At 45.2% G+C, this 20622-nt stretch carries 31 protein-coding genes; 11 read left to right on the forward strand and 20 right to left on the reverse strand.

Features of this window, described 5'->3' with window-relative positions:
* Position 1: 1 nt before the first annotated feature.
* From KO087_RS03205 to KO087_RS03250, 10 genes are all read right to left on the reverse strand, one after another.
* Positions 2-571 (reverse strand): replicative helicase loader/inhibitor, encoded by a 570-nt coding sequence (locus tag KO087_RS03205; RefSeq protein ID WP_215507656.1) that lies wholly within the window; start codon positions 569-571, stop codon positions 2-4.
* The gene (locus KO087_RS03210; RefSeq protein ID WP_215507658.1) at positions 558-1352 is read right to left on the reverse strand and encodes a DUF4373 domain-containing protein; all 795 of its coding nucleotides are present in this window, start codon (positions 1350-1352) and stop codon (positions 558-560) included. The genes KO087_RS03205 and KO087_RS03210 overlap by 14 nt, the downstream gene beginning before the upstream one ends.
* 91 nt (positions 1353-1443) lie before the next feature.
* Positions 1444-2160, reverse strand: coding sequence for a hypothetical protein (locus tag KO087_RS03215; RefSeq protein WP_215507660.1), 717 nt, complete (start codon positions 2158-2160; stop codon positions 1444-1446).
* Positions 2144-2338 (reverse strand): hypothetical protein, encoded by a 195-nt coding sequence (locus KO087_RS03220; RefSeq protein ID WP_215507662.1) that lies wholly within the window; start codon positions 2336-2338, stop codon positions 2144-2146. Before KO087_RS03220 ends, KO087_RS03215 begins: the two co-directional genes overlap by 17 nt.
* 9 nt (positions 2339-2347) lie before the next feature.
* Positions 2348-2815 (reverse strand): siphovirus Gp157 family protein, encoded by a 468-nt coding sequence (locus KO087_RS03225; protein WP_215507664.1) that lies wholly within the window; start codon positions 2813-2815, stop codon positions 2348-2350.
* Entirely contained in the window at positions 2812-2994 is a 183-nt protein-coding gene (locus tag KO087_RS03230; RefSeq protein ID WP_215507666.1) for a hypothetical protein, read from the reverse strand. The genes KO087_RS03225 and KO087_RS03230 overlap by 4 nt, the downstream gene beginning before the upstream one ends.
* 31 nt (positions 2995-3025) lie before the next feature.
* Complete coding sequence (locus KO087_RS03235; protein ID WP_215507668.1) at positions 3026-3610, reverse strand: hypothetical protein; 585 nt, start codon at positions 3608-3610, stop codon at positions 3026-3028.
* A gap of 8 nt (positions 3611-3618) precedes the next feature.
* Positions 3619-3834: a hypothetical protein gene (locus KO087_RS03240; RefSeq protein WP_215507670.1), complete on the reverse strand. Its 216-nt coding sequence runs from the start codon at positions 3832-3834 to the stop codon at positions 3619-3621.
* Entirely contained in the window at positions 3831-4025 is a 195-nt protein-coding gene (locus KO087_RS03245; protein ID WP_068457848.1) for a hypothetical protein, read from the reverse strand. Before KO087_RS03245 ends, KO087_RS03240 begins: the two co-directional genes overlap by 4 nt.
* A gap of 13 nt (positions 4026-4038) precedes the next feature.
* On the reverse strand, positions 4039-4518 hold the full coding sequence (locus KO087_RS03250) for a helix-turn-helix domain-containing protein (protein ID WP_215507672.1): 480 nt from the start codon (positions 4516-4518) through the stop codon (positions 4039-4041).
* 48 nt (positions 4519-4566) lie between these two features.
* Between KO087_RS03250 and KO087_RS03255 the strand changes: the two genes are divergently transcribed.
* Positions 4567-4929: a DUF2513 domain-containing protein gene (locus KO087_RS03255; RefSeq protein WP_215507674.1), complete on the forward strand. Its 363-nt coding sequence runs from the start codon at positions 4567-4569 to the stop codon at positions 4927-4929.
* A gap of 270 nt (positions 4930-5199) precedes the next feature.
* On the opposite strand, the gene KO087_RS03260 is transcribed toward KO087_RS03255, so the two are convergent.
* A complete protein-coding gene (locus tag KO087_RS03260; RefSeq protein WP_215507676.1) occupies positions 5200-5415 on the reverse strand; it encodes a helix-turn-helix transcriptional regulator in 216 nt (71 codons plus the stop codon).
* A 158-nt stretch (positions 5416-5573) separates the two neighbouring features.
* On the opposite strand from KO087_RS03260, the gene KO087_RS03265 reads away from it, so the two are divergent.
* The 10 genes from KO087_RS03265 to KO087_RS09560 all read left to right on the forward strand — a co-directional run bounded on the left by KO087_RS03265 (position 5574) and on the right by KO087_RS09560 (position 14641).
* Complete coding sequence (locus KO087_RS03265; RefSeq protein ID WP_215507678.1) at positions 5574-5942, forward strand: helix-turn-helix domain-containing protein; 369 nt, start codon at positions 5574-5576, stop codon at positions 5940-5942.
* Between the two features lie 30 nt (positions 5943-5972).
* On the forward strand, positions 5973-6368 hold the full coding sequence (locus KO087_RS03270) for a PH domain-containing protein (protein ID WP_215507680.1): 396 nt from the start codon (positions 5973-5975) through the stop codon (positions 6366-6368).
* An 86-nt stretch (positions 6369-6454) separates the two neighbouring features.
* Positions 6455-7063, forward strand: coding sequence for a hypothetical protein (locus KO087_RS03275; RefSeq protein WP_215507682.1), 609 nt, complete (start codon positions 6455-6457; stop codon positions 7061-7063).
* Entirely contained in the window at positions 7032-7586 is a 555-nt protein-coding gene (locus tag KO087_RS03280) for a hypothetical protein (RefSeq protein ID WP_215507683.1), read from the forward strand. Before KO087_RS03275 ends, KO087_RS03280 begins: the two co-directional genes overlap by 32 nt.
* Positions 7587-7701: 115 nt before the next feature.
* A complete protein-coding gene (locus tag KO087_RS03285) occupies positions 7702-8499 on the forward strand; it encodes a DUF5067 domain-containing protein (protein ID WP_215507685.1) in 798 nt (265 codons plus the stop codon).
* 407 nt (positions 8500-8906) lie between these two features.
* Positions 8907-9848 carry an Abi family protein gene (locus KO087_RS03290; protein ID WP_215507687.1) on the forward strand — a complete coding sequence of 314 codons (942 nt, stop codon included), beginning with the start codon at positions 8907-8909 and terminating at the stop codon, positions 9846-9848.
* Between the two features lie 386 nt (positions 9849-10234).
* The gene (locus tag KO087_RS03295; protein WP_215507689.1) at positions 10235-10753 is read left to right on the forward strand and encodes an ImmA/IrrE family metallo-endopeptidase; all 519 of its coding nucleotides are present in this window, start codon (positions 10235-10237) and stop codon (positions 10751-10753) included.
* A gap of 15 nt (positions 10754-10768) precedes the next feature.
* Positions 10769-11863: a tyrosine-type recombinase/integrase gene (locus KO087_RS03300; protein ID WP_215507692.1), complete on the forward strand. Its 1095-nt coding sequence runs from the start codon at positions 10769-10771 to the stop codon at positions 11861-11863.
* 165 nt (positions 11864-12028) lie between these two features.
* A complete protein-coding gene (locus KO087_RS03305) occupies positions 12029-12718 on the forward strand; it encodes a stalk domain-containing protein (RefSeq protein WP_215507695.1) in 690 nt (229 codons plus the stop codon).
* Positions 12719-13123: 405 nt separating this feature from the next.
* Positions 13124-14641 (forward strand): TerB N-terminal domain-containing protein, encoded by a 1518-nt coding sequence (locus KO087_RS09560; protein ID WP_215507696.1) that lies wholly within the window; start codon positions 13124-13126, stop codon positions 14639-14641.
* A gap of 347 nt (positions 14642-14988) precedes the next feature.
* Here KO087_RS09560 and KO087_RS03315 read toward each other — a convergent pair whose 3' ends face one another.
* The 9 genes from KO087_RS03315 to KO087_RS03355 form a co-directional block, all read right to left on the reverse strand.
* The gene (locus tag KO087_RS03315; protein WP_215507697.1) at positions 14989-15759 is read right to left on the reverse strand and encodes an ADP-ribosylglycohydrolase family protein; all 771 of its coding nucleotides are present in this window, start codon (positions 15757-15759) and stop codon (positions 14989-14991) included.
* Positions 15753-16001, reverse strand: coding sequence for a hypothetical protein (locus KO087_RS03320; RefSeq protein WP_215507698.1), 249 nt, complete (start codon positions 15999-16001; stop codon positions 15753-15755). The genes KO087_RS03315 and KO087_RS03320 overlap by 7 nt, the downstream gene beginning before the upstream one ends.
* 60 nt (positions 16002-16061) lie before the next feature.
* On the reverse strand, positions 16062-16397 hold the full coding sequence (locus tag KO087_RS03325) for a CD1247 N-terminal domain-containing protein (RefSeq protein WP_215507699.1): 336 nt from the start codon (positions 16395-16397) through the stop codon (positions 16062-16064).
* Positions 16398-16411: 14 nt separating this feature from the next.
* Complete coding sequence (gene efp / locus KO087_RS03330; RefSeq protein ID WP_215507700.1) at positions 16412-16969, reverse strand: elongation factor P; 558 nt, start codon at positions 16967-16969, stop codon at positions 16412-16414.
* A gap of 74 nt (positions 16970-17043) precedes the next feature.
* Positions 17044-17946, reverse strand: coding sequence for a hypothetical protein (locus KO087_RS03335; RefSeq protein WP_215507701.1), 903 nt, complete (start codon positions 17944-17946; stop codon positions 17044-17046).
* Positions 17939-18460, reverse strand: a complete 522-nt coding sequence (locus tag KO087_RS03340) for a prepilin-type N-terminal cleavage/methylation domain-containing protein (RefSeq protein ID WP_215507702.1) — start codon at positions 18458-18460, stop codon at positions 17939-17941. The genes KO087_RS03335 and KO087_RS03340 overlap by 8 nt, the downstream gene beginning before the upstream one ends.
* Entirely contained in the window at positions 18396-18713 is a 318-nt protein-coding gene (locus tag KO087_RS03345; protein ID WP_215507703.1) for a type II secretion system protein, read from the reverse strand. Before KO087_RS03345 ends, KO087_RS03340 begins: the two co-directional genes overlap by 65 nt.
* The gene (locus tag KO087_RS03350; RefSeq protein ID WP_215507704.1) at positions 18700-19143 is read right to left on the reverse strand and encodes a prepilin-type N-terminal cleavage/methylation domain-containing protein; all 444 of its coding nucleotides are present in this window, start codon (positions 19141-19143) and stop codon (positions 18700-18702) included. Before KO087_RS03350 ends, KO087_RS03345 begins: the two co-directional genes overlap by 14 nt.
* Positions 19133-20524 carry a hypothetical protein gene (locus tag KO087_RS03355; protein ID WP_215507706.1) on the reverse strand — a complete coding sequence of 464 codons (1392 nt, stop codon included), beginning with the start codon at positions 20522-20524 and terminating at the stop codon, positions 19133-19135. Before KO087_RS03355 ends, KO087_RS03350 begins: the two co-directional genes overlap by 11 nt.
* Between the last annotated feature and the right edge of the window lie 98 nt (positions 20525-20622).

A 20622-nucleotide genomic window follows, 5' to 3' on the forward strand; every position in this document is an offset into this window, starting at 1 on the left:
CCTACCTCCATGGACTTTGTTTTGCCACTTCCTCGAGCATATTTTCGATTTTCATTTTTTTACTTTCCAGTTCCTTCCCATGGCTTCGCAGATTCTCTGGCAATTGTGCCTCCCTACGTTCAATGGCGCTTGTGTTCTGATAGGCCATGCGAAAATTCGCCCGGTCCGCCATCGGATCTTCGCTCAAACAAAAGCTTTGAAAGCCTAAGCGGCGAATCACCTTCCCGGCGATCGGGTCTCGCTCTTCAATCCAAGCAATGGCCTCTGCTTCCCGATAGCCTCCAAAACGTGATATTGCCCGCTGCACCAGCCCGTAACCATACGAGAAATCACGAATCGCCACATCCTCTTCAGTGGCGAGTTCCCGAATCTCTGCAATGGTCGGCGCAAACTTGTTGGTCGCGATGTGCTTTGCCACAGCCTTTGTGAGAACATCAATGGGAATGTCTCCGAGCATCTTGAACCAGAATTCAATGGCCAATCGATTTTCAAAAAGGCCGGACTTCGGGTAGCTCTCTTTGATGCCCATAAACAAATTCGCATAGGCCTGCGGTATTTTATTCTCGTTCATCCTGCATCATCTCCTCCAGTACCTGCCTTGTGCGCTCCGTCCCCGATGCCGGCCGAGGCCCATTCAACGGCGTGATGCTGCTCGCATCTAAAAAATCTTCATAACGCCCGTTAAAAAACGTCGACCCGTTCATAAACGCAAGAGACGTAAACCCATTGGCGCGTTGATTCAGCACATCTTGCTTGTAGTTCTCCACTGCGCGCAAAATAGCATCTTCTCCGAGGTCTTGAATCGCCGCCTTGGCCTTCTTCGTTACGGCACTCTTGCCTTTTTTGTTGGGATAAGCCTGCCACGCGGTCTCGAAAAAAGAAACCGCCGCGGGGTTTGGTTTCGTTTCGTTTCGTCTCGTTTCGTTTTGTTTTGTTTCGTTTCGTTTAATGCTAGAGCTTTGCTTAGCATTTGCTAAGCATTTGCTAGACAATTGCTTCTTCGCCTTACTAAGCCCGCCTTTTCTGCCGGCTTCAGCACGCTTTTTGGAGACGTCATCCTTATAGTCCATGTGTTCCAAAAAGCGGACCGAATAAAAAGATTCGTGATCTTCCGTAAACTCAAACAAACCGAAATCTTCGACGATCGATTTTATAAACTCATTGCTCACCCGGAAGTCAAAAGCAATTAAATTGTAATTTGTGGAAAGCATGTAGTCTGTACTATCTAGGAGTCGCTCGAGGATAGCAAAGAAAACGCCGTAGCCCTCCATCCCATGCTTCATGCGCAATGCAAGGATCTTTTCGTCGTTCCTGGCATTGGAATAATGCGGGAAATATTGTGTTGTTGCCATACTACCTCCATCACTGTAGGCATACCAAGAACCGATTCGGCGCTAGATATGCGTACAAAAGGCATGGCAAGGGGCCTATGCCCCTCACCGATTATTTATTGGCTGCTTCTGCCTCTACTTCCTGACAAATCTTTTCGTAATCCGTCTTCTTGATCTCGTCACTGTGGCCATAGCCGTACTTACTCATCACCGACTTACACAACTCAGCATCGCCCTTGGCAATAGCATAGAGCCGCTTCGCCTGCGCTTGGGAAATCGTGCCGTCGCGGTCTGTATAGACCTTTTGTTGATTCGTGTACTGATTCCCGGATAAATCCATATCCTCAATGTCTTGTGTAAAGACGTCGCTCAGAGAGCCTACCAATAATGCTGCATCCACCATGGCACGCTTCTTGGCCATCTTCAGCACCGTGTTGTCCATGGTATAAGGATCCTGCTTAATGTATTTTCGTTCGCGCGTGTTGCAGCTGCCGAAGCCTTCCGTCATGACCTCGCCGTTCTTTTTCAACCGGCATGCCACCTGATACTGGAAGAAACCCGTATCGAAATCCCGTGTCGAATCCAGAATTTCAAATTCACTGGTCAGGCCCAAGAGCATAATCAGCTTTTCCGCGCCAGGCTTAAGAAGCGTCGGCTTCCCCGTGCCGGGGATCACGCCGAAATCGTGATTTTGTGTAAATTGACTTTGCACCAACGTCTGAAACTGCTTGATCTTTTGAATACTGCCTTGGATCGACTGCAAATTCGTCGATTCAATCAAAGACAGGGCATTTACCTCTTGCACTTGCATTTCATTCACATTCGACATAACGAACCTCCTCACTTAAATTTTCCACTTTCCCGGCGATGACCCGGTCCAAGAGCTCCCAATTGTCGTAGACATAAGCCGCCAATCGACGCGTGAAAAGCTTGCTTAAATCCGTGTCCTCTTCAAAAAATGTCTGCAAAGCGGCGATTTTAATCTTCCGGTCTAACTTCAAATCCATGTTTGCCTCCTATCTAAGCCGCAGCGACTTCGTGCGTACCAGCTCTACGCCTTCCGTCAGCTCCCCGGCCTCAATGGCCTTCTTGATCTCCGTCTTCATGGGCTTGCGTTCGATCTTCCAGTAAGCATCGGGGATAAGATCTTCATTGAGAATGTTGACGCTCGGCGCGTTCGCCTGAATGCTCCACTTAAAGATCCCCGAAGTGACCTTGTCCTTGCCCATGGCTTCCAGATTCTGTTGCACATAGCCCTTAATATCCGCGATGCGATTTTTTACCGCCGTCTTCCGGGCTCTCAGCCGCTTTTCCTCTGCTTCAAGTGCCTCCGCTTCCGCTTCCAGATTGCGAATCACCTTCGCCGTGGATTCCAACTTTTCTTCAAGGGCTGCTTCCACACCATCCATGGCTGCCGCAACGGCCACCTCGTCGTCGATGTTCTCGAGATTCTCATAAATCTCAGTAATATCGTAAAGCCTCATTTCACGCCCTCCTCTTCCATCAACTGCCGGCACAAGTTGTTAATCTCGACTAAAAGCACCGGCTTCTTTTCTTTCGCCGCCTCACCGATGCGAATATTGATTTCGCATCGATTTAATTCCTCCAATTTTCCTTCCAACATTTCCCCGATTGTCGAGGGTTCAACGTCTTCGTAATACATTTTGATCTCCTTTGTGTTATACTAATGGTGGTTATTGAATGATCTCGCTTGGACACCTGTCCGGCGAGATTTTTTCATTTACGCGCGTCGTCTCTCGGCACAAATCATTCTTTAGCACCGAAGACCTCAACCCGCGCTCATCCTCAAACAAATAATAATGGGTGTATTCACCGATGACCTTCCCGGAAACGAAGTTCTTGTTATGTCTAGTTCCATTCATTTTGTTGTAGGTCACGAAATACCACTTTCCTATTTCCAACGCCCGCAGCGTTCCGCCTATATTTTTCGGCTTCGGCGCATCCCAATACATGCCCGTGTCTTCACCTGCAATTAAAGGCCTCATGTCTTCGCTGCATCGTGCCACGATGGGCTGCCGTTGACTACACCGTGCCGCGACAGGTTGCTGTTGACGCCACTTGGGCAAAGCATCAAATGCTGCTTCAATCTTTTCTGCCACTGGACCGATTACATACTCCCTTTTCCGCGAGTAAATAAGCTGCACCGTTTCATCGGCGATGCCGACCACATCGGCCACAACCTCGGTAGGTCCGTGGTGCTTAAGCAGCGCGATCACCTTCGGGCGAATGTCCGCCAGCGACTTCCATTGACTATTCATGCTTCCTCCTAATAGGGGTACTGGCCGCGTTCCTTACTGTAAGCCACCGCCCACGCCGCTTTATTGTTAAGCTGCGTCACACAGGCACTTTCCGCCAACTCATCACAAGCAACGGCCAACATAAAGCTCACCAGCGCCACCAAGCCGATAATGGCCAAGAACGCCATGGTCCTGCGCCGTATATACTTCGCGTCGTTATACATCACACACGCTCTTCGTTTCATTCCTTCACACGCTCCCTTCCGCGAAACAAATACGCCTCAAACGCACTGCGCTCAACCAAAAACTTGCCACCGCTTCCACCCGTCAACACTGGGCAATCCGCATTGTGTAAAATGCGATAAGCATCATGCTTCTTCAAATGGTAGTCAGCCATAATCGTCTTCGCATCAATAATTTCAGGCCGTCGACTCATACAAGCCCCCTCTCTAAACATTCTTTTCTATCCATAGCCGAAGCTCCTTGGCCGCCTTAGCAATGGCCTCCAAATGCTCCAAAATTTGTTCCAACGCCTCTTCCTCATCTGCACTGACGACACCGTCGGCCACGATCTCGATCAAGGAATCCTTTACCGACTCCACATCCTTCAAGCTCGAAAGCGTCTGAATCGCGATGCGATCAATCCCATTCAGGGAAAGCTCCGCCACCGTTTCAAGGCCGATTGGGCATTCATTCGAACAGAAGAAATTTAAAAGCTCCGGCGCACGATACAAATCCGCCATCATAAGCACCAAATCCGGCTGCGGATGGCATCGTGTCCCCAGCTCATAATTTGCAATCGTCGACGGATGTACCCCCAGCGCCTCAGCCGCACCTTCACGACTTTTTAAGGCATCGTTGTACGCCGCCGCATCCATACGCGCCCTGTAAAACGGGTTTTCCTGCGTACGCTTGTGACAACCACCCATCACTCACCTCCTTTATTTGCTATAATCACCTCGAAAGGAGATGTTAACGTGAAACTAAATCCCGATAACGTTAGAAACCTACTTCTCCATTTAGAGGAGAATCTTGATTTCGACAAAGCCATCCATCTACAAACCGGAGATACCGACCCCGACACCCTTTACACCGCTACAAAACTAATAGAAGCAGGCTATCTCAAAGGTTCAGTCAGCCACTTTATCGGCGGAGGGTGCTTAATCATCATTCAGTCAATTACCTGGGACGGCCATCAGTTTTTAGATAATATTCGCCCCAAAACCAGCTGGGAAAAGACCAAAAGCCTATCAAAACAAATTGGCGGGGCATCTTTAGATATACTTAGCAAGATTGCAGTCAAAGTAACGACAGACCTGATCAATGGTCAACTTGAATAGAAACTTTTGACTTCGGTATTGTTAGCTCTAAACGTAAACGGAGAATATCCGAATCAGACGATAAAGAATAACTTGAAACATTTTCAATTTCTTTGTCGTCTATTTTTATACTGAAAACCTCGCTCGTATCTGTAATTGATAAATTCATCACTCACTCCTCCTTCCTTGCAACTCCATTCCGTACATCCGGCCTTCCCTGCAACCACGTGCTATAGAGGAAGCGACGTGATTGACGTAGTATATAGGTAGAACGGAAAGGCGCTATACAAGTTATTTGTACTCTTCAGGCAAAAAAATTTCATTGATTTCAACATCAAATAGCTTTGAAAGCTTTATCGCCTTCTTTAGGTCAATATTATTTCCATTTCTCTCGAGTTCTGAATAGCCTGAAACTCCGCTATATCCAAGATAATCGGCCATGAATTGCTGAGTGTATCCTTTTTCTACTCGAAGGTTCTTTAACCGATTTTGTAATTTAACTTCCATAATTCACCTCCAAGCGCCTTCGAATTACAACTATCTTGTATTTATGGTATTACATGTTACTTGTACTGTCAAGGCATTTTTACAATATTCTTGTATTTCTTACAGAATGTTTGAAATTCATCCGTCAATCGAATACAATTTATTTGTAGGAGGAGATTATGAATACTATTGGGGCACGCATTAAAAAACTTCGACAGGACAACAACATGACCCAAAAGGAACTTGCTGAGAAAATGTCGGTTAGATTGTCAACTATCTCAAATTATGAGACTGGATACAGCACACCAGACATTAATACATTGGCCAAGTTAGCAACCATTTTTGACACTTCCATCGATTACCTAGCCGGTAAATCTGAAGTTAGTTCTAATCGCGACCCTCTCCTCGAAGGCTTTCCGGAAGGCGTGCAAATCTTACGCCGGGCCAACCGCGAACTCACTCCGGAAGCGAAAGCGAAAATGATCGAAATCGCCAACATCTTCATCGATAGCGTCAACGCGAAAGAAAACGAAGAAAAAAATAAGTAATTTTTACTACATATGTGATAGGAGGAATTTATGCCACAAGATCTTGCACCTTTAGCCTGGACTTTCAGTTCTGAGTGTACCGTCCCTGCTGACATACGTGAGCTCTTAATACCGGGTGAAACAGCTGTTTGTGCCTATTCAACGATTCGTGATTGTGCAATTTTTACAAACAAGAGACTTATCGTAAGAGATGCACAAGGATTGACCGGGAAAAAGGTTGAAATTTACTCTCTCCCCTACAGTTCCATCATTATGTATTCTTCCGAAAACGCAGGTACGCTAGATTGGAATTCGGAGATTGAACTCTGGACAAAAGCCGGTCGTATAAAAATAAAACTTGGCACCAAAGCCGACGTTCGGAAACTTGACAGAATCATCGCTGCCGCTACTCTAGGTGGCGATTTATCAGACTTTAAAGAAGAATAAAAAAGGGCACTAGCCCTTTTAAAAATCACTTTGTGTCGAACATAGGTTTTATTATTCTCTCTTATTATCGGAAAGGAGCCTCCCTCATGACTGCAGGGTCACATGGTCAACTTTATTCCATCTACTATGAAACCTTCCTAAAATTCACAAAAGATCGAACGATCTTTAAAACCGGTAACGCATTTTTCGCTCATTATAGAGATAAGCCGAACTTGCCGTTTTACTATTCAGAAATTACGGATTTTACCGTTCAATTTCTCGGGTTCCATATTTCAGACCTTCTATTCTTAGGCAATCCCATCCATGAAAATGGAGATACCATAATATGGAACAGGCATCACGCTTATAATTCCATGAAGTACGGAGAAACAACAGCCGAAGATGATGAGTTATTCTCCGATCTGACAAAGCAATATGACATAGAATTATTGGAGGCCTTTGAAAGAGAGTTTACAAATTTTTGTTTATTCAACGAATCATTCTTTTCGAATCCCATGTTCCTCAATTCAGGTAACATTAATCCCTTTAGCCTGGCTTCTATCCGATACATTGAAAATCAATTGGATGATACAGACCATGTCAATGTTCTCTTAAAAAGAAACGACGGCGAAGAACTTTCTTTGCTGCTCAACAGACATAACCTCGATGCTGTAATCAATTCGTTTGAAGCCATTCGTAACAGATTTGAGGACTGATATGCCGAATGAAGCTAAAGTTATAGATTTTCATATAATACAAAACTCCTCAAACAACGCATCTCCTTTCTTTACTGAAAAGACCGTCAATTCTAGGTATACTATAGATAATGGATGGAATGATAGCGAAGGGAGAGATGATATGGACAATAGATCACTGGAAAAATACATTGAAAAAATGGAACTGGATAATAGAGAGTTTAGAAATGAGATGCGCGAACGTGATATGCGTGCCGAAGAAAGATTACAACAAATGGAATCGCGCATAGCGGAATCTCAACGGCAATCTGAAGAGAGGTTTAATCAATCAGTCGCTGAAATGAAGACGATTCTATATCAGACACAAGAGAAGGTACAAGATATAGAAAAACAAAATCGTCACTTTAACATTGCTAACCTCGTTGCGATTATAGGATTAGTCATTGCTTTCCTCGTAGGGCTCACCCAAATCAACCAAGGCTTCACTTCAATAATTCAATCGATCACATCGGAATCAACCACAACACAAGTACAACAACGATAAACCCCTTGCCTTTACCACACGCCAACGCAGCAAGACGTTCGCCTTTACTATGTTAAGCCGCCTTCGCCGTTAAATAGACGTAGACTCGTATGTTCGATTACATAAGGAGGATCCCATGAAAAAAATATTGCTCCCGTTACTCTTATCAATCACCTTGATCACCGCATGTTCAAACCAAGAAGTAGCAAAGAACGATGCTGCTTCGAATGCGCCCGCCAAATCAGCTGCAGCTCACGAGAAGATTGATGAAAAAAAACTTCAAGAATTTTACGAAGGCTACAATGAAAATAGTTCCATTTCTGCTACTTACGATATAGAAAAGATGGCAATCAATCATACCGTGTTTAACATCGACGGAGCTCACCCCACTTTCACTACCAAGTTTTTAGATGCTGCGTTTAATGAGGCAAAGCTATTAAAAGAAAATGTTTCTCCCAACTTTACGCTGTATTTTTATTTCGAAGACGATTCTGAAACGCCGTTCCTTGTGGTTAAGCAAGACAAAATTATTTCCAAAACCGTCGATTTTGAAGAGGTTGTCAACTATGAGACGAATTTTGCTTCTTTCGACATGAAAAACTTCGAATTCCTTGATGGAAAATATGGAAAGAAAATCTTGGCCATTACCATGGACTACGTAAATAAAACAGACCAGCCGCAAAACCCTTGGTTAAACTTTGCTACTGCCATTAAGGGCGAGCAAGAAACGGATGCTACTGTCGACTTACTAAATGGGGCGAATGGCTTATTCCCTGATGATTATAAGCCCGAAGCGGTCAAAATGGGCGAAACTCAAGTAAAGCCTAACACGCCGGTTGAAGTTGTCGTTGGTTTCCAACTGAACGATCCTTCGGCCAATGTCTATCTAAGGTCCATGTTCGGCAATGACTTTGAAAAGTTGATCGAACAATAGCCTGGATTAGGAAGATAACTAGGCCCTACCTTCGTTCTCAGGGTAAGAACTCGCGATAATTATGAGGCTATCTTATTCCAATTTATTTCGATTTATTGGAATAAAGAATTGACAACTCGTCAAGGATTGTTACAATTATTTTAAGAGGGAAACCTCTGAAACTGATATCAATCCTTGGAAGTAGCTCCCCCACCATACGGGGACGGGCAAAACCAAGGATTTTTTGCTTTAAAGAAAAACGAACCCGACAATACCGGTAGATAGAAAAACACATTAATAAATTCGTAAAACTGCTTGCAAAAACAAAACCTAGAATGTAAAATGAGGATAGAGATTAGCAGTAAGTATCCCAAGGGAACTTGCTTGCGGAAAAGGCCCTCCATTCTAGTAGTGGAGGACCTTTTTTTATGAAACCTTTTAAAACGTTAAGCGAACAAATTGATATTTTGAGAGAACGTGAACTCATAATCACAGACGAAGAAAAAACCGCCAATTACATTTTGCACAATAACTATTACAATCTTATTAACTGCTACAGTAAGTACTTCTTTGAGAAAAAGGACTTCTATCAACAAGGCACGACATTTGATCATATTGTTGCTGTGCACCACTTCGATAAGAATCTAAAATCAACACTATTTAAATTCATTATAGATGCGGAAAAAACCTTTAAATCAATATTTGCGTACCGTTATAGCGAATTTTATAGGGATATTCCATTTCCCTACCTTGACATTAACCACTACGAGGACAAGCAAAAACTGAATGCCTCTAAAAATATCTCGCAACTATCTAATATTATTCTAAAACAGTCTAGAAATCGTGATAACTCAATTTCCCACTATGTAAGCGAACACCATGATGTCCCTATGTGGGTTCTGGTTAACAATCTAACCTTTGGCCAGACTTCAAAACTCTATTCAATTATGACTATGTCTCTTCGAAATACGATATCCAAAGATCACAGCTATTTTTTGAAAGAAAACTGCAAAAATCAGGCCGCTATTCTCCAGGCCGATCAGCTTGAATCTTATTTAATAAACATTGTAGAATTGAGGAACATCATTGCCCATAATAACAAAGTAATTGACTACAAATGCATTAAGAACAATAGATTCAACCGTTATTTGCATGCCCCCTATAACATTGATCAACGTGCACCTAGAAACGATGTTTATAATGCCTTTCTCACTATGCAATGTTTTTTAACCCCAAATGAATTTACGCAATTAAATAATGCGATCGTGAAGCGTTTTAATAAACTCAGACGCCACATCGATCTCAACGCCTACAAAAGAATCTGTGACGACTTAGGCTTCCCCGAGCAGTTAGAGAAATTACAACAGTAGCAGTTAACTAGAAATAAAAAAGCCCCTACCCTGCTGCAACAGGGTATAGCTGCATCGGCAATTATCAAACCGCGATATTCAATTTGAATGAATGTACTCTCCATTTTCGTGTTTACAAATCGAAGTCTCATGGTACAATCATATTAACAATGTGACTGGACAGGGTTTCTGTCCGACCATGAAGGCTTCCGGTGCGGAAGCCTTTTTGTGTTACGTAGAGAAACAGACGTCTAACTGAAAATGCCTTTTCAGTGATTTAACATGAGCCTAGTTAACGTCAAATAGCCATATTAAGGATAGAGTCACCTCTTCCCTGTTTTAACAGGTGAGGTGCTATCCTATTATTTTTCACGTCTTTAAGAACAAACGTTTTGAAAGGTGACCTTATGACGCAAGAAACCATCGAGCAGCTGGCAGCCAATCTGCTACTTTCAACAGAACACCCCCTGCACTTCCCCACCGACTTGAAAAAAGTCGCAAAAAAACTGAATGCCTCCATCGTTAAAAGCAATCTTCGCGGTGAAAGTGGCTACATTCTTCAATACAAAAATCACTTCCTCATCTGCATCGACACGGAAAACCACCGCGTAACCCACAATCGCTTCACAATTGCACACGAACTGTCCCACATAGCATTGGGCCACCTCGACAAACGGAAGCACATCCCTTATGCGCAAAAAGAGCAAGAAGCCAATGATATGGCCGGGGCCCTACTCATGCCCTTTCATTTCATGGTCGCTTACAGAGACTATGAAACCCGCATATTGTCAGGGTTCATGGCCGTAAGCGAGCAGGCCATGGACATTCGCAGGAAACAAATTATCAAAGATCACCACTATCACACCGCTGTCCAACGTAACTACTACCAAGATAACCTCACTCGTGATATACGTGGCGGTGTCTAAGAAAGGAGAATCATTATGGCAAGAGGCTATGGCGAAGGCACCTGGAGAAAACTCGCATCCGGAAATTGGCAGCTGACCATAAGCGTCGGTACAAACGCCAAAGGTGAACGTGTACGTATAAGCGGTACAGGCAAAACGAAGAAAGAAGCTCGCGAACAAGTTAATATCAAGTTGAAGGCATTTAATGGTTTTGACGGATCAAATATAACTGTCGCGGAATGGGCTGAAATATGGCTCGAAGAGTACAAACGCCCGAATATAAACAGCACCACTTACCTCACCTACGAACACCAGCTGCGCAACCACTTCATTGAACCGTTGGGCGATTATCGCGTAAAGGATCTTACGACCATCCAATTACAAACCCACATCAATACAATCGATAAAAAACACTCCCGCGCCTTGGCCCGGGCAATCAAGTCTAGAATCACCTCTTGCTTGAAAAAAGCAGTGGACATTGGCCTTATCGACAAAAACCCGGCAATAGGAACCGAACTCTCCAAAACAAGAACCGTCACCGTTCGCGCCCTCACCCGAGAGGAACAAGACAAACTTGTCGAACGATGCCGCCGGGAAGAATATGCCAACCTCATTTTATTCCTGCTCACCACCGGCCTACGCATCGGCGAAGCGACGGGACTTACCTGGGACAACGTCGACTTTAAAAACCGTACCCTCGCCGTCGCCCAAATCATGGTAGAAGAACATGGAAATCCCCGCTTGCAACCCTACCCAAAAACAGACAACAGCGTTCGTACTGTTCCCCTTTCAGATGATGCCTATGCTATAATAAAAGAAAGAGAACGAAACAACGACCCGGAAAACAACGTCTTGAACCTCGTCTTCTACTCGTCGACATTCAACTTCAGGACCCTCTCAAACTTTAGGCGATACTTTGATCGACTGGTTGAGGAAGCCGGCATCGAACGCAAGCTGACACCACACATGCTGCGCCACACCTTCGCAACGCGCCTCATTGAGCAAGGCGCCAACATTAAAGCCGTCTCTCAGTTATTGGGCCATGCAAAAGTGACCACCACCCTAAACATCTACACTGAAGTCTTCGACGATGAAAAGATTGATGTGATAGATACGTATAGCATCTTATAATTTGGCGCACGAATGGCGTAAAAATATCTGTAACCCGCATGGTTATCGCGTTACATTAGACATTTCAAGTTCAATGTCTGATCCGCTTTAGGCGTTTTTTTCATAACAAATTAACAGCAATTTTCATCCGAACATTTATGAATTTCTCATGGAAAGGACTCTGATTTGAAAAGAAAATTTCTATCTATTTTGCTGGCCGCGTCCATGCTGATAGGCTTTGTTCCGCAATCGGCAAATGCCCGTGATGCCAGACTTTGGGTCGAAGGTCGTTATATTACAGGCGATGTGTCACCTTTTATTCATAAAGACCGAACGCTGGTTCCTCTGCGCCAAGTTGCTGAAGCTTTGGGGCTTGATATTCAGTGGAAAGCGCAGGAGCGTCAAGTTCTTATTAAAATCAATGATAAGGATTACATCTTCTTCCCCGGTGAGGCCTATTATCGTGCCGGGGATGCAAAAGTAGCTATGGACACGGAGACCATGATTCGTAATGACCGTACCTTCCTACCCCTTCGCGTCATTGCTGAAGCCATGGGTAAACCGGTATCTTGGGATCAGACAACCTATACGGCCATTGTTGGGACGGGTTATCGTCCCGAAGTGTCCTCGAACAATTCAAATATAACTGAAACTATCGTGCAAAAAAAGCCTGTTTCACCAATTGTACAAAGCAATAACAAAGCACAGGCAATAGGTGCCCCACAGGGAAAAGGACATATACGCGGAAATAGAAATTCTCGTATCTACCACCTTCCCCAGGATGCAAGCTACCACAAAATCTCACCAAGAAATACTATTCTATTTGAAAGTGAAGCTCAGGCCCAGGCAGCCGGCTACAGACGCGCGAAAAGATAAGGTCTATGTACAGATAGTAGAAGCCGTTGGTTATAGTGACCAACGGCTTTTTATTTTGATGACATATGCGTGCAAACTTCCTAAAGTCTTGCATCGTCCCGTAGGCTTTAAGTTCATTTTATTTTTGTAATGGCTGCAAACCCATGGTATTGAGTGTCGTTTACACTTTCGGTTTTGCTTTCATCCCAATTAATTTAGAAGAAAATATAGAAACGGCATTTATCTCTGTTTTATGAAATCTCAATTTCCCCAAGCTCATTGCTATTCGAAAACTTCTTGGATATACTTTTAGCGACAAGTACATTTGTTTTAAAATCCAGAGAACGCCATTTATTTCACCCACGGCGACTTGACTAAATTATAAATGTGAAAGAATGGAAAAATTCGCAGTTTAGGAGGAGTACTATGAAGTTTGGCGTAAGGAAGCCCAGCTTGAAAAAAAGCTTTAAAGCCAGAACGACCGGCAGGTTGAAACGCTCTGTAAAAAAAGCACTTATTCCCGGTTACGGAAAAAAAGGCATGGGTTACATAAAGAATCCAAAAAAGGCTGTTTATAACAAAGTCTACAATAAAACGACCGTAGATTTACTAAAACCCATTAAACCGGTGAGCTCACCAAAGAAGAAGAAAGCGAAGCAACCGAAAAAAACAAAGTTTCATTACAGTGCAACAAAACCCGAAACCGTAAAGCAGGGATTGGAAAACGAAGGCGACTCTCCGGATCAATATTTGACACGGCCACCACGTCGGTGGTTAAAATTTATCGCGATAATTCTGGGACTTGCTTCATGGGGTGCCTTATTCGGTGGACATCCGAACATTTTCCTCGGCGTTCTCTACGGCATTCTTGCTTACGCCGCATATCAAAAATCGAAGCCTCGAATAAATATTCTATCTAAGCCGAAAACTGAAGCGGTTACACAAACGAAAAGCCCCGTTATCGACGACAAAAAAGCAGTCGATGTCTTACCGACTTCTGCTCCCAAAGTTCCCGATACAGACAATGCTGCAATTGCTCCCACCAAAGACAATATGGATGTGCGAAACTTACGTGAACTTGTCCCTCCGAATGTATTTGATCTGCTCTGGTTTATTAATGGCCCGTATAGAAATATAGAACGAGAAACACAAACCTTCGACAATGGCTTCTACTCTTTCGAAATCAGTTTTCAATCTGAACCTTCTGCTATTAATGTGCATTTACCCATTGTTGAGGGAACACAAGATCAAAAAATAGGCTATTACCCGGCTTACGACAAGCTTACTGCCGTAGAGCGTTTTATCTATTTAAAATGGCTTCAAGACATATCTCAGCCCATCGACATTTCATACGTTTTTATTTTTTATTACGGTTTGGAGCGCTTTTTATTTACTGAAAAAATTGAGCAAGCCGTAGAAATGATTTTTGAACTTAAAAAATATCATTCCGAGAATAACTCTTTTAATAGCTATTCCAACGATGCCATTTTAATTGCCGCTATGATGGCAAAAAGACCCGATTGGATAGCACGTTTAAATCTGCGAAATTTGAGCATACCACTTTATGCCACAATAAAAGGTGCCGTTACGAAATGTTTCACCACCCATGAAATAATATTGTTTGCTAAAAAAGTTGGGTGGACGAATCCACGCTATATTAAAAATGAACCTCAAAAATTTGAAGCCAATCTTTCTCGTTGTTTAAAAGAACAGTTTGGAATAAATCAATTTATCATTCAAGAGGAGCAGTATAAGGAAGTAACTGACTCCATAACGATATTCCTTGCTAATTATTCTTTATCTCAAGAAAGTCGGTTTTCAGAACTTCCCGATATCCTAAGCCATCCGGATATTCAAAGCGCACTCTATGGTCTTCTTCAGGAAGCCCACGAAAAAACCAAATTGCAGCTTCGCGAAGAGAGAAAGATGAAAACCGCCGAGTAAACAGATTTTTTAGTGCCAATGAAAAAACGTCTAAGGATTCACACGCCCCAGACGTTTTTTTACTTTATTTCCTTGCAACTGTACATTTTGATCCTTGCTTCCTCTTCTGCCCTCTCTTAGAAAACGAAGGATTCAGAAAAGCTCTTTTGCCTTTTTAAAGCATAATGATCATTTCTCCCCTTTTCAATCTTTCATCTTGCTCAGCAACGATTTTCATGTATTTATCTTTTAAGTCTTTCGGTGTATCTTCTTTCAAGACTATGTATTTATAGCCGTGCTCAGTCTTCGCTCTTTTCTCGGTTAAATAGGGATAAAATTTGGGCTCCATCATTGTATTGCGTCCTTTTTTATTTATTCAATATCGAATCGATAAGTGCTTTATTCTTCAATTGATCGATCCATTGCTTCGGGATGCTGTCGAAGCCGTACATGATCCCTGCCAAGCCGCCGACCACCGCTGCGGTGGTGTCCGTATCATCGCCGAGGTTTACCGCCGTGCACACGGCTTCTCGATACGATGCGGTAGTTAGCAAGCACCAAATGGATGCTTCCAATGTGTGCAAAACAAAGCCGGTGGATTGAATATCTTCCACTCGTTTGGTTTTTATTTCGTCCATGCGGAGTGTTTCGCCGCGAATCAATTGCCGCGCCAAATGAACGTATTCGACACAGGCCTCCCTGGAGAGTTTATGGGCGTGGGTGATGGCCGATACGGCTCTGATCTCGTCGTCTGTGGCTTCTGTGAATGCCAAGGGCAAAATGCGCATCAGTGAACCGTTCCCGTTGGCGTGGTAATCGTCCAGTCCGCCGCCCTGCTCTAAGGCAATGCGCGTCGTCGTGCCGACGTCGAATGTCTCGCCATTGGCCGTGTAGGCGCTTTGGTAGAGCCACTCGCAAAACCGCTTCCGCATATCCTCCGGGTCGATGCAGCCTCTTTCTTTGATGGAATCCAATGTAGCCAAGGTCATGCTCGTATCGTCGGACCAAGTGCCCGGCGCCTGGTTCCACGAGCCGTAGCCGGTCATGCCTTCACAAGTAAAAGTTCCCCGTTTTTTGAATTCAAAGGGCACGCCCAGGGCATCGCCGATAGCGAAGCCGTAAATCGCCGATTTCAACATTTGATCCACTCCTCGATTTTATAATCCGCGGGAATTCTTCCTGCTTTTTGGTATTTAATGAATTCTTCTTTGGTTAATGAATTGATTTTTACAAACTTCTGCATGATGTCATTCTTATTCAAAGGGTTAACAAAATCAACAAACAGCTCGTCGTAAGGCATCCAATCTGGCCTAATGTAAATTTTCCCATTATCTAACAAGGGAATGTAGTCGTCTGATTCATGTTTAAATTGATTCGCCATTTTCATACCGCCCTTGTGCTCTGATCTTATACAAAAAAACCGCCCGCAGGCGGTTCATTTTTATTCAGCTTCGTCTTCGGATACTTCAATGTCTTCGAATGCTTCCTCGGATGTTTCCGGGTAGGTATCGAAGAAGTCGTAATCGTCCAGATCGAAATCGTCGTAATCGTCAAAATCGTCGTCTTCGTAAACATAATCTTCCAATTCAGCTAAGTCTTCTTCTACGACATCGACATAGCTTTCCATGTCTTCGAATTTTTCATCGACGACTTCTGCCAATTCCGCGACCACGTCGACGAGTTCCAGTAAAATTTGGCCTTCTTTCGACGATTCTTCCAGTCCCAATCCATCTGCTAAACCTTGAACGTAAGCGATGCGTTGCAAAATGTTTTTCATGGTTGCCTCCTTGGCTACACTCTGGACATATATTCGCCTGAACGTGTGTCTATGCGAATAATATCTCCCCGATCGACAAACAAGGGCACAAGTAGGGTGAAACCTGTCTCAACGGTAGCGGGTTTTGTCGCGCCGGAAGTGGTGTCGCCCTTTACGCCGGGCTCGGTTTCCGTTACTTCTAATTCGACAAAGTTTTCCGGGGTGACGTTGAAAGGCTTGTTTTGATAGATTTGAATCGTCGCCATGTCGTTTTCACGCATGAAATTTAATGCGTTTTCCACGAATTCCTTTTCGATGGGCATTTGTTCGTAAGATTCGGTGTCCATAAAGTAGTAAAGTTCGCCGTCGGAATACAAGTATTGCATTTGCTTCGTTTCGATAACGGCACTTTCAAACTTTTCCGAGGGGTTGAAGGTGGTTTCCTTCGCACCGCCGTTTAAAACCGAACGAATTTTAGCACGAACGAAGGCCGCACCTTTTCCCGGTTTAACGTGTTGAAAATCCACGACTTGGTAGACGTCTCCGTCTTTAACAAAAGTTACACCTTTTCTAAAATCACCAGCTGAGATCATAATTTCCTCCTTAATTGTACTGCCTATTTATTATATCAAATTGAAAAATAACCCACAAGATGTGAGCTGCCGCCTTAGTAAAGCTTTTTTAAACGGTAGCCGCTGGGTTTAATGAAATCGTCGAAAAAACAGAAGTGTAATTCCGCGGACCGGGGCTGAAAGTTTACTTTTATCGGCCCGTTCTTCTCCCCTATGAGAAGGCCGTCTACGATGATTTGTCCCTCTACTGCCGAACCGGGCTCTCGGATGAATACACCGCTTAGATGGATGTTGCCTTTCACGGAGGCGCCTTTTTTTAACCATAGGACGCCGACCATCTCCAGAGGGCTTTCTGTTTCAAGGGCCCCTGCCATCTCCCACCGCAGATTACTCATGTTGTCGAGAAAGGGGCTTTCTGTCCCGTCCGGCGCGACTTGAAGGATGCGGCCGTCTTTTTGTTTCAAATGGAGCGGGCCTTCGGTATGGAGCAGGCGCGTTCCGTCTTTCGATGGTTTTTTAAAATTTTCTTCAAGCAGGGACTGCCAGTTGTCATAGACGCCGGCGTCTTTCATCTCTTCTACGCTGAGCACGCCGTCTTGTTGATTGAAAAGAGGGTTCACCCCGTTGAATTTAAGGGTCGCTTTTCCGCTAATGCCTTTGTAGGTGCAGGCCGTTTCCAGTTTTAGTGCGGTGTAGGCTCCCTTTTCCTTGACGGGAAACAGCGTCGGCTTTTTGTCTTCCACATCGTCAAAGGACACTGCAGGCAATTGCTCCGTGATACCGTGTTCTACGACGCGAGCGATCAGCTCTTTGTTGACCCCCTCATTGGCTAAATAGGCCAGGGACTCGGCGTAGTAAGAAGCTTGTTTCTCATCTTTTTCCGTGCGAATCAACAATAGATTGTCTTCGATGCGAGAAAAAATCACCAAAGACAGGAGGCTGATGATGGCAAAGATAAATATCGCCATTAAGGCGATGGAACCGCGGCGCCTATTCATAGGCCCCTCGCAAGGCGACGGTTCGCTTCGTTTCTTTCCCCGCACGCAGGCGGATCTCTAAAAGGTCTCCCTTTTTCTCGAAAGTCATTTGATCCACATGCTTCAATAGAAGGGTGCGGATGCCCTTTGCAAGGCCCAATCGATTTTTTTCGTATTTTATGTGGCTATGAAAGGCGTATCGCGACAGTATATCGCCCTCAAAAATGTATGTCACGACTTTATGGCCCTCTTCCCCTTTTTCTCGAACGTAAAATTGAACGGCGTTCTCTTGAATGCGGTAGACGGCATCGGCGCCCTGTAGCTCATCCACCATGCTGTTTAAAGCAAAGGTGACGTCGTTGTCGCGATTCACACGCTCGGTGAAGCCGGCCGCGCCGCGAAGCCCGCTGAATAGGATTTGACCCAACAGGGCGATAAGGACCGCGCCGATGGCCAATGCCAGCAAGAGCTCAAGGAGTGTAAAGGCTTTTTTTCGGTCGGAGGGATACCAAAAGGCTCTGCCCCGTCGTTTCATCAAGCACCTCCACTCTCTCCGTGGCTTTGTCGTAGTCTGTAATGCGCACGCGGATTCCCTCTTCAGCTTTATCGGCATAGGCCATGTAGGATTCCATGGTATTGACACTGCGATTCAGCCTGTCTCGTTTCGTGTCCTGTTCGTTTAATTGTTTGAAGCTTCCCCCTAAAAAGGCACTGAGCATCATAGTAATCAGGCCGATAATGGCCGCGGCCACCATGACTTCTAATAAGGTAAAGCTAGTTTTCTTCATTGGCTCTCTCCATTCGTATGCGTCCGCTCACCGGGGCTACGATGAGATGAAAGGTGTTCTTGCCAACGCGAAATGTGGCGGTTCCGCTGTTGGAAGGCCTGCCCGAGGGACTGAAGGCGAAATCGTTGTGCTTTTCCGATGTATTCATATCAACGAATTCCAGGTCTTTTTCATAAGAGACGACTTTTTCCTTTTCGTCGCAGATCACCACGTAACTGTCGCCCCGGAAGTTCATGCGCGTGTGTTTGCGCGTCATCATGGCGCGCTTTCTCAGATCGCTCAATTCCCCTGCCATGGTATGAATTTGGCGTTCAGCTTTAAATCGCCGAACGCCTTTCATGCCCATGACCCCGATGGTGATGAGGACCGCCACAATGGCGATGACGCAAATCAGCTCCACAAGGGTCATGGCTTTACATTTAGTTTTCATGGGAGAGTATTTGAACGTTTCGAATGGCCATCGATTCATTCACCGACCCCGGATCGACAAAGCTGTAGCGGATTTGCGTGGCGCGAATCGTGCCGTCCATGCCGTTTAAGGGGAAGAAAATTCGGAAGAATCCGTCGCCCATATCTTCTTTTCGAAGGGGCAACACTTCCTTGCTGTTGCCTTCGAGATCGGCCAGGATCAGGCTGAAATTGCCTTCTGTCTTTGCACCGGCCGCCACATCGATGCTGAATTCATAGCCGTTTTTCGGCAGGTAGAATCCTCCTGTATCCATGGCGATGACGCGGGCAATGGGCTCGGCGCCTTCTCGTTTCGGCGTATCAAATTTCATTTGCAAGGCTTGATAGAGCTTGTCTACGTCTTTTCCCGTTTGCGGTTCCAGCACGACGGGCAGGCCGTCATCCGTGGTGGCCGACAAGAGACAATCGAAGACGGAATACCGGGTAACAGCCGGTGCCAAGTTGACGGTATCTTTCGTCTTCGGCGGCGTATCCGATTGAGGCTTCACTTGCGGTTTTGCCTGCGCCGCGGGCTTCGGTTGAGGCACGGGATTCGGTGCCGGCGTCGACGTTGCGGGCCTCGTCGCAGATGGCGTCGTGGTGGTTCTCGATGTGGAGGGATAGACGGGTCGCCAGGTGGATGTACTCGACGATGTGCTGTGGCTCGAGCTCGATGTGCTCGGCGGCGGCGTAAAGGTGCTGCCGCTTCCCGGTGTAGCCGTCGTGTCCGGTGCCGCAGGGGCGGTTGCTTCCGGTGCCGGGGTATTGAATGTCTTCGATGCCAAGGAATTGTCCACAATATCGTAGGGAATGGACAGGCGAATGGTCGTCGTTTCCACATTGGATGGGTCTTTATTGTAGCTAATGGAATCGATGTTTAATTTATAGGAGACGCCTTGCAGGGTTTCCAAATACTGACTCAAGGCATCGGTGGATCCGCTGTGTTCGACCACCAAGTTCATGAGCCCGGCATTTTCGCCGTCGGGCACCACTTCTTCGCTGGTGATCTCAACATTGGGATCCGAGGCCACGTCGTTTGCCACGGCCTGTTCCACATCCGTTTCTTTTAATGTGGTTTTTTTATTGGCAAAGGCCGCGCCGTCGCCTTCTTGGGCGTGGGCAACAGAAGGCATGGCATTGAGCGCCGCTTTAAGGGCTTCCTGTTGCGCCATGGGCGCGTGAACAAAGGCGCCGTAGCCGGTACCCGATGCCGCTAAAATCAGCACCGCCGCTAAAGCCGCCTGTTCTTTTTTAGAAAAGTTTCCTTCTTTTATTCGATTGATTACATTTTTAATGTATGGCTTCATCTCGCTGTTTCGCTCGGGAATGTCCCCTTTGCGAGAAGAAAAAAAGTCAAAATTCACACCATCACCTCTTCCGATTATTGTATCAAAGGGCCTCGTGCCTGTCGATGGAATTTCCGTGAAAAACAATAAAAAGAGCCTGCACAAGGTGCAAGCTC

Source organism: Peptoniphilus rachelemmaiella, from assembly GCF_943169845.1.
GTDB lineage: Bacteria > Bacillota > Clostridia > Tissierellales > Peptoniphilaceae > Aedoeadaptatus > Aedoeadaptatus rachelemmaiella.

What these genes read in the sequence shown, in the direction of transcription:
- KO087_RS03230 (WP_215507666.1), bottom strand. Translation starts at nt 2,994, where the DNA reads ATGTATTACGAAGACGTTGAACCCTCGACAATCGGGGAAATGTTGGAA.
- KO087_RS03335 (WP_215507701.1), bottom strand. Translation starts at nt 17,946, where the DNA reads ATGAATAGGCGCCGCGGTTCCATCGCCTTAATGGCGATATTTATCTTT.
- KO087_RS03250 (WP_215507672.1), bottom strand. Translation starts at nt 4,518, where the DNA reads ATGGGTGGTTGTCACAAGCGTACGCAGGAAAACCCGTTTTACAGGGCG.
- KO087_RS03325 (WP_215507699.1), bottom strand. Translation starts at nt 16,397, where the DNA reads ATGAAAAACATTTTGCAACGCATCGCTTACGTTCAAGGTTTAGCAGAT.
- KO087_RS09560 (WP_215507696.1), top strand. Translation starts at nt 13,124, where the DNA reads ATGAAGTTTGGCGTAAGGAAGCCCAGCTTGAAAAAAAGCTTTAAAGCC.
- KO087_RS03220 (WP_215507662.1), bottom strand. Translation starts at nt 2,338, where the DNA reads ATGGATTTGAAGTTAGACCGGAAGATTAAAATCGCCGCTTTGCAGACA.
- KO087_RS03215 (WP_215507660.1), bottom strand. Translation starts at nt 2,160, where the DNA reads ATGTCGAATGTGAATGAAATGCAAGTGCAAGAGGTAAATGCCCTGTCT.
- KO087_RS03275 (WP_215507682.1), top strand. Translation starts at nt 6,455, where the DNA reads ATGACTGCAGGGTCACATGGTCAACTTTATTCCATCTACTATGAAACC.
- KO087_RS03260 (WP_215507676.1), bottom strand. Translation starts at nt 5,415, where the DNA reads ATGGAAGTTAAATTACAAAATCGGTTAAAGAACCTTCGAGTAGAAAAA.
- KO087_RS03320 (WP_215507698.1), bottom strand. Translation starts at nt 16,001, where the DNA reads ATGGCGAATCAATTTAAACATGAATCAGACGACTACATTCCCTTGTTA.
- KO087_RS03295 (WP_215507689.1), top strand. Translation starts at nt 10,235, where the DNA reads ATGACGCAAGAAACCATCGAGCAGCTGGCAGCCAATCTGCTACTTTCA.
- efp (WP_215507700.1), bottom strand. Translation starts at nt 16,969, where the DNA reads ATGATCTCAGCTGGTGATTTTAGAAAAGGTGTAACTTTTGTTAAAGAC.
- KO087_RS03225 (WP_215507664.1), bottom strand. Translation starts at nt 2,815, where the DNA reads ATGAGGCTTTACGATATTACTGAGATTTATGAGAATCTCGAGAACATC.
- KO087_RS03245 (WP_068457848.1), bottom strand. Translation starts at nt 4,025, where the DNA reads ATGAGTCGACGGCCTGAAATTATTGATGCGAAGACGATTATGGCTGAC.
- KO087_RS03340 (WP_215507702.1), bottom strand. Translation starts at nt 18,460, where the DNA reads ATGAAACGACGGGGCAGAGCCTTTTGGTATCCCTCCGACCGAAAAAAA.
- KO087_RS03240 (WP_215507670.1), bottom strand. Translation starts at nt 3,834, where the DNA reads ATGAAACGAAGAGCGTGTGTGATGTATAACGACGCGAAGTATATACGG.
- KO087_RS03270 (WP_215507680.1), top strand. Translation starts at nt 5,973, where the DNA reads ATGCCACAAGATCTTGCACCTTTAGCCTGGACTTTCAGTTCTGAGTGT.
- KO087_RS03265 (WP_215507678.1), top strand. Translation starts at nt 5,574, where the DNA reads ATGAATACTATTGGGGCACGCATTAAAAAACTTCGACAGGACAACAAC.
- KO087_RS03290 (WP_215507687.1), top strand. Translation starts at nt 8,907, where the DNA reads ATGAAACCTTTTAAAACGTTAAGCGAACAAATTGATATTTTGAGAGAA.
- KO087_RS03285 (WP_215507685.1), top strand. Translation starts at nt 7,702, where the DNA reads ATGAAAAAAATATTGCTCCCGTTACTCTTATCAATCACCTTGATCACC.
- KO087_RS03315 (WP_215507697.1), bottom strand. Translation starts at nt 15,759, where the DNA reads ATGTTGAAATCGGCGATTTACGGCTTCGCTATCGGCGATGCCCTGGGC.
- KO087_RS03205 (WP_215507656.1), bottom strand. Translation starts at nt 571, where the DNA reads ATGAACGAGAATAAAATACCGCAGGCCTATGCGAATTTGTTTATGGGC.
- KO087_RS03210 (WP_215507658.1), bottom strand. Translation starts at nt 1,352, where the DNA reads ATGGCAACAACACAATATTTCCCGCATTATTCCAATGCCAGGAACGAC.
- KO087_RS03235 (WP_215507668.1), bottom strand. Translation starts at nt 3,610, where the DNA reads ATGAATAGTCAATGGAAGTCGCTGGCGGACATTCGCCCGAAGGTGATC.
- KO087_RS03345 (WP_215507703.1), bottom strand. Translation starts at nt 18,713, where the DNA reads ATGAAGAAAACTAGCTTTACCTTATTAGAAGTCATGGTGGCCGCGGCC.
- KO087_RS03300 (WP_215507692.1), top strand. Translation starts at nt 10,769, where the DNA reads ATGGCAAGAGGCTATGGCGAAGGCACCTGGAGAAAACTCGCATCCGGA.
- KO087_RS03350 (WP_215507704.1), bottom strand. Translation starts at nt 19,143, where the DNA reads ATGAAAACTAAATGTAAAGCCATGACCCTTGTGGAGCTGATTTGCGTC.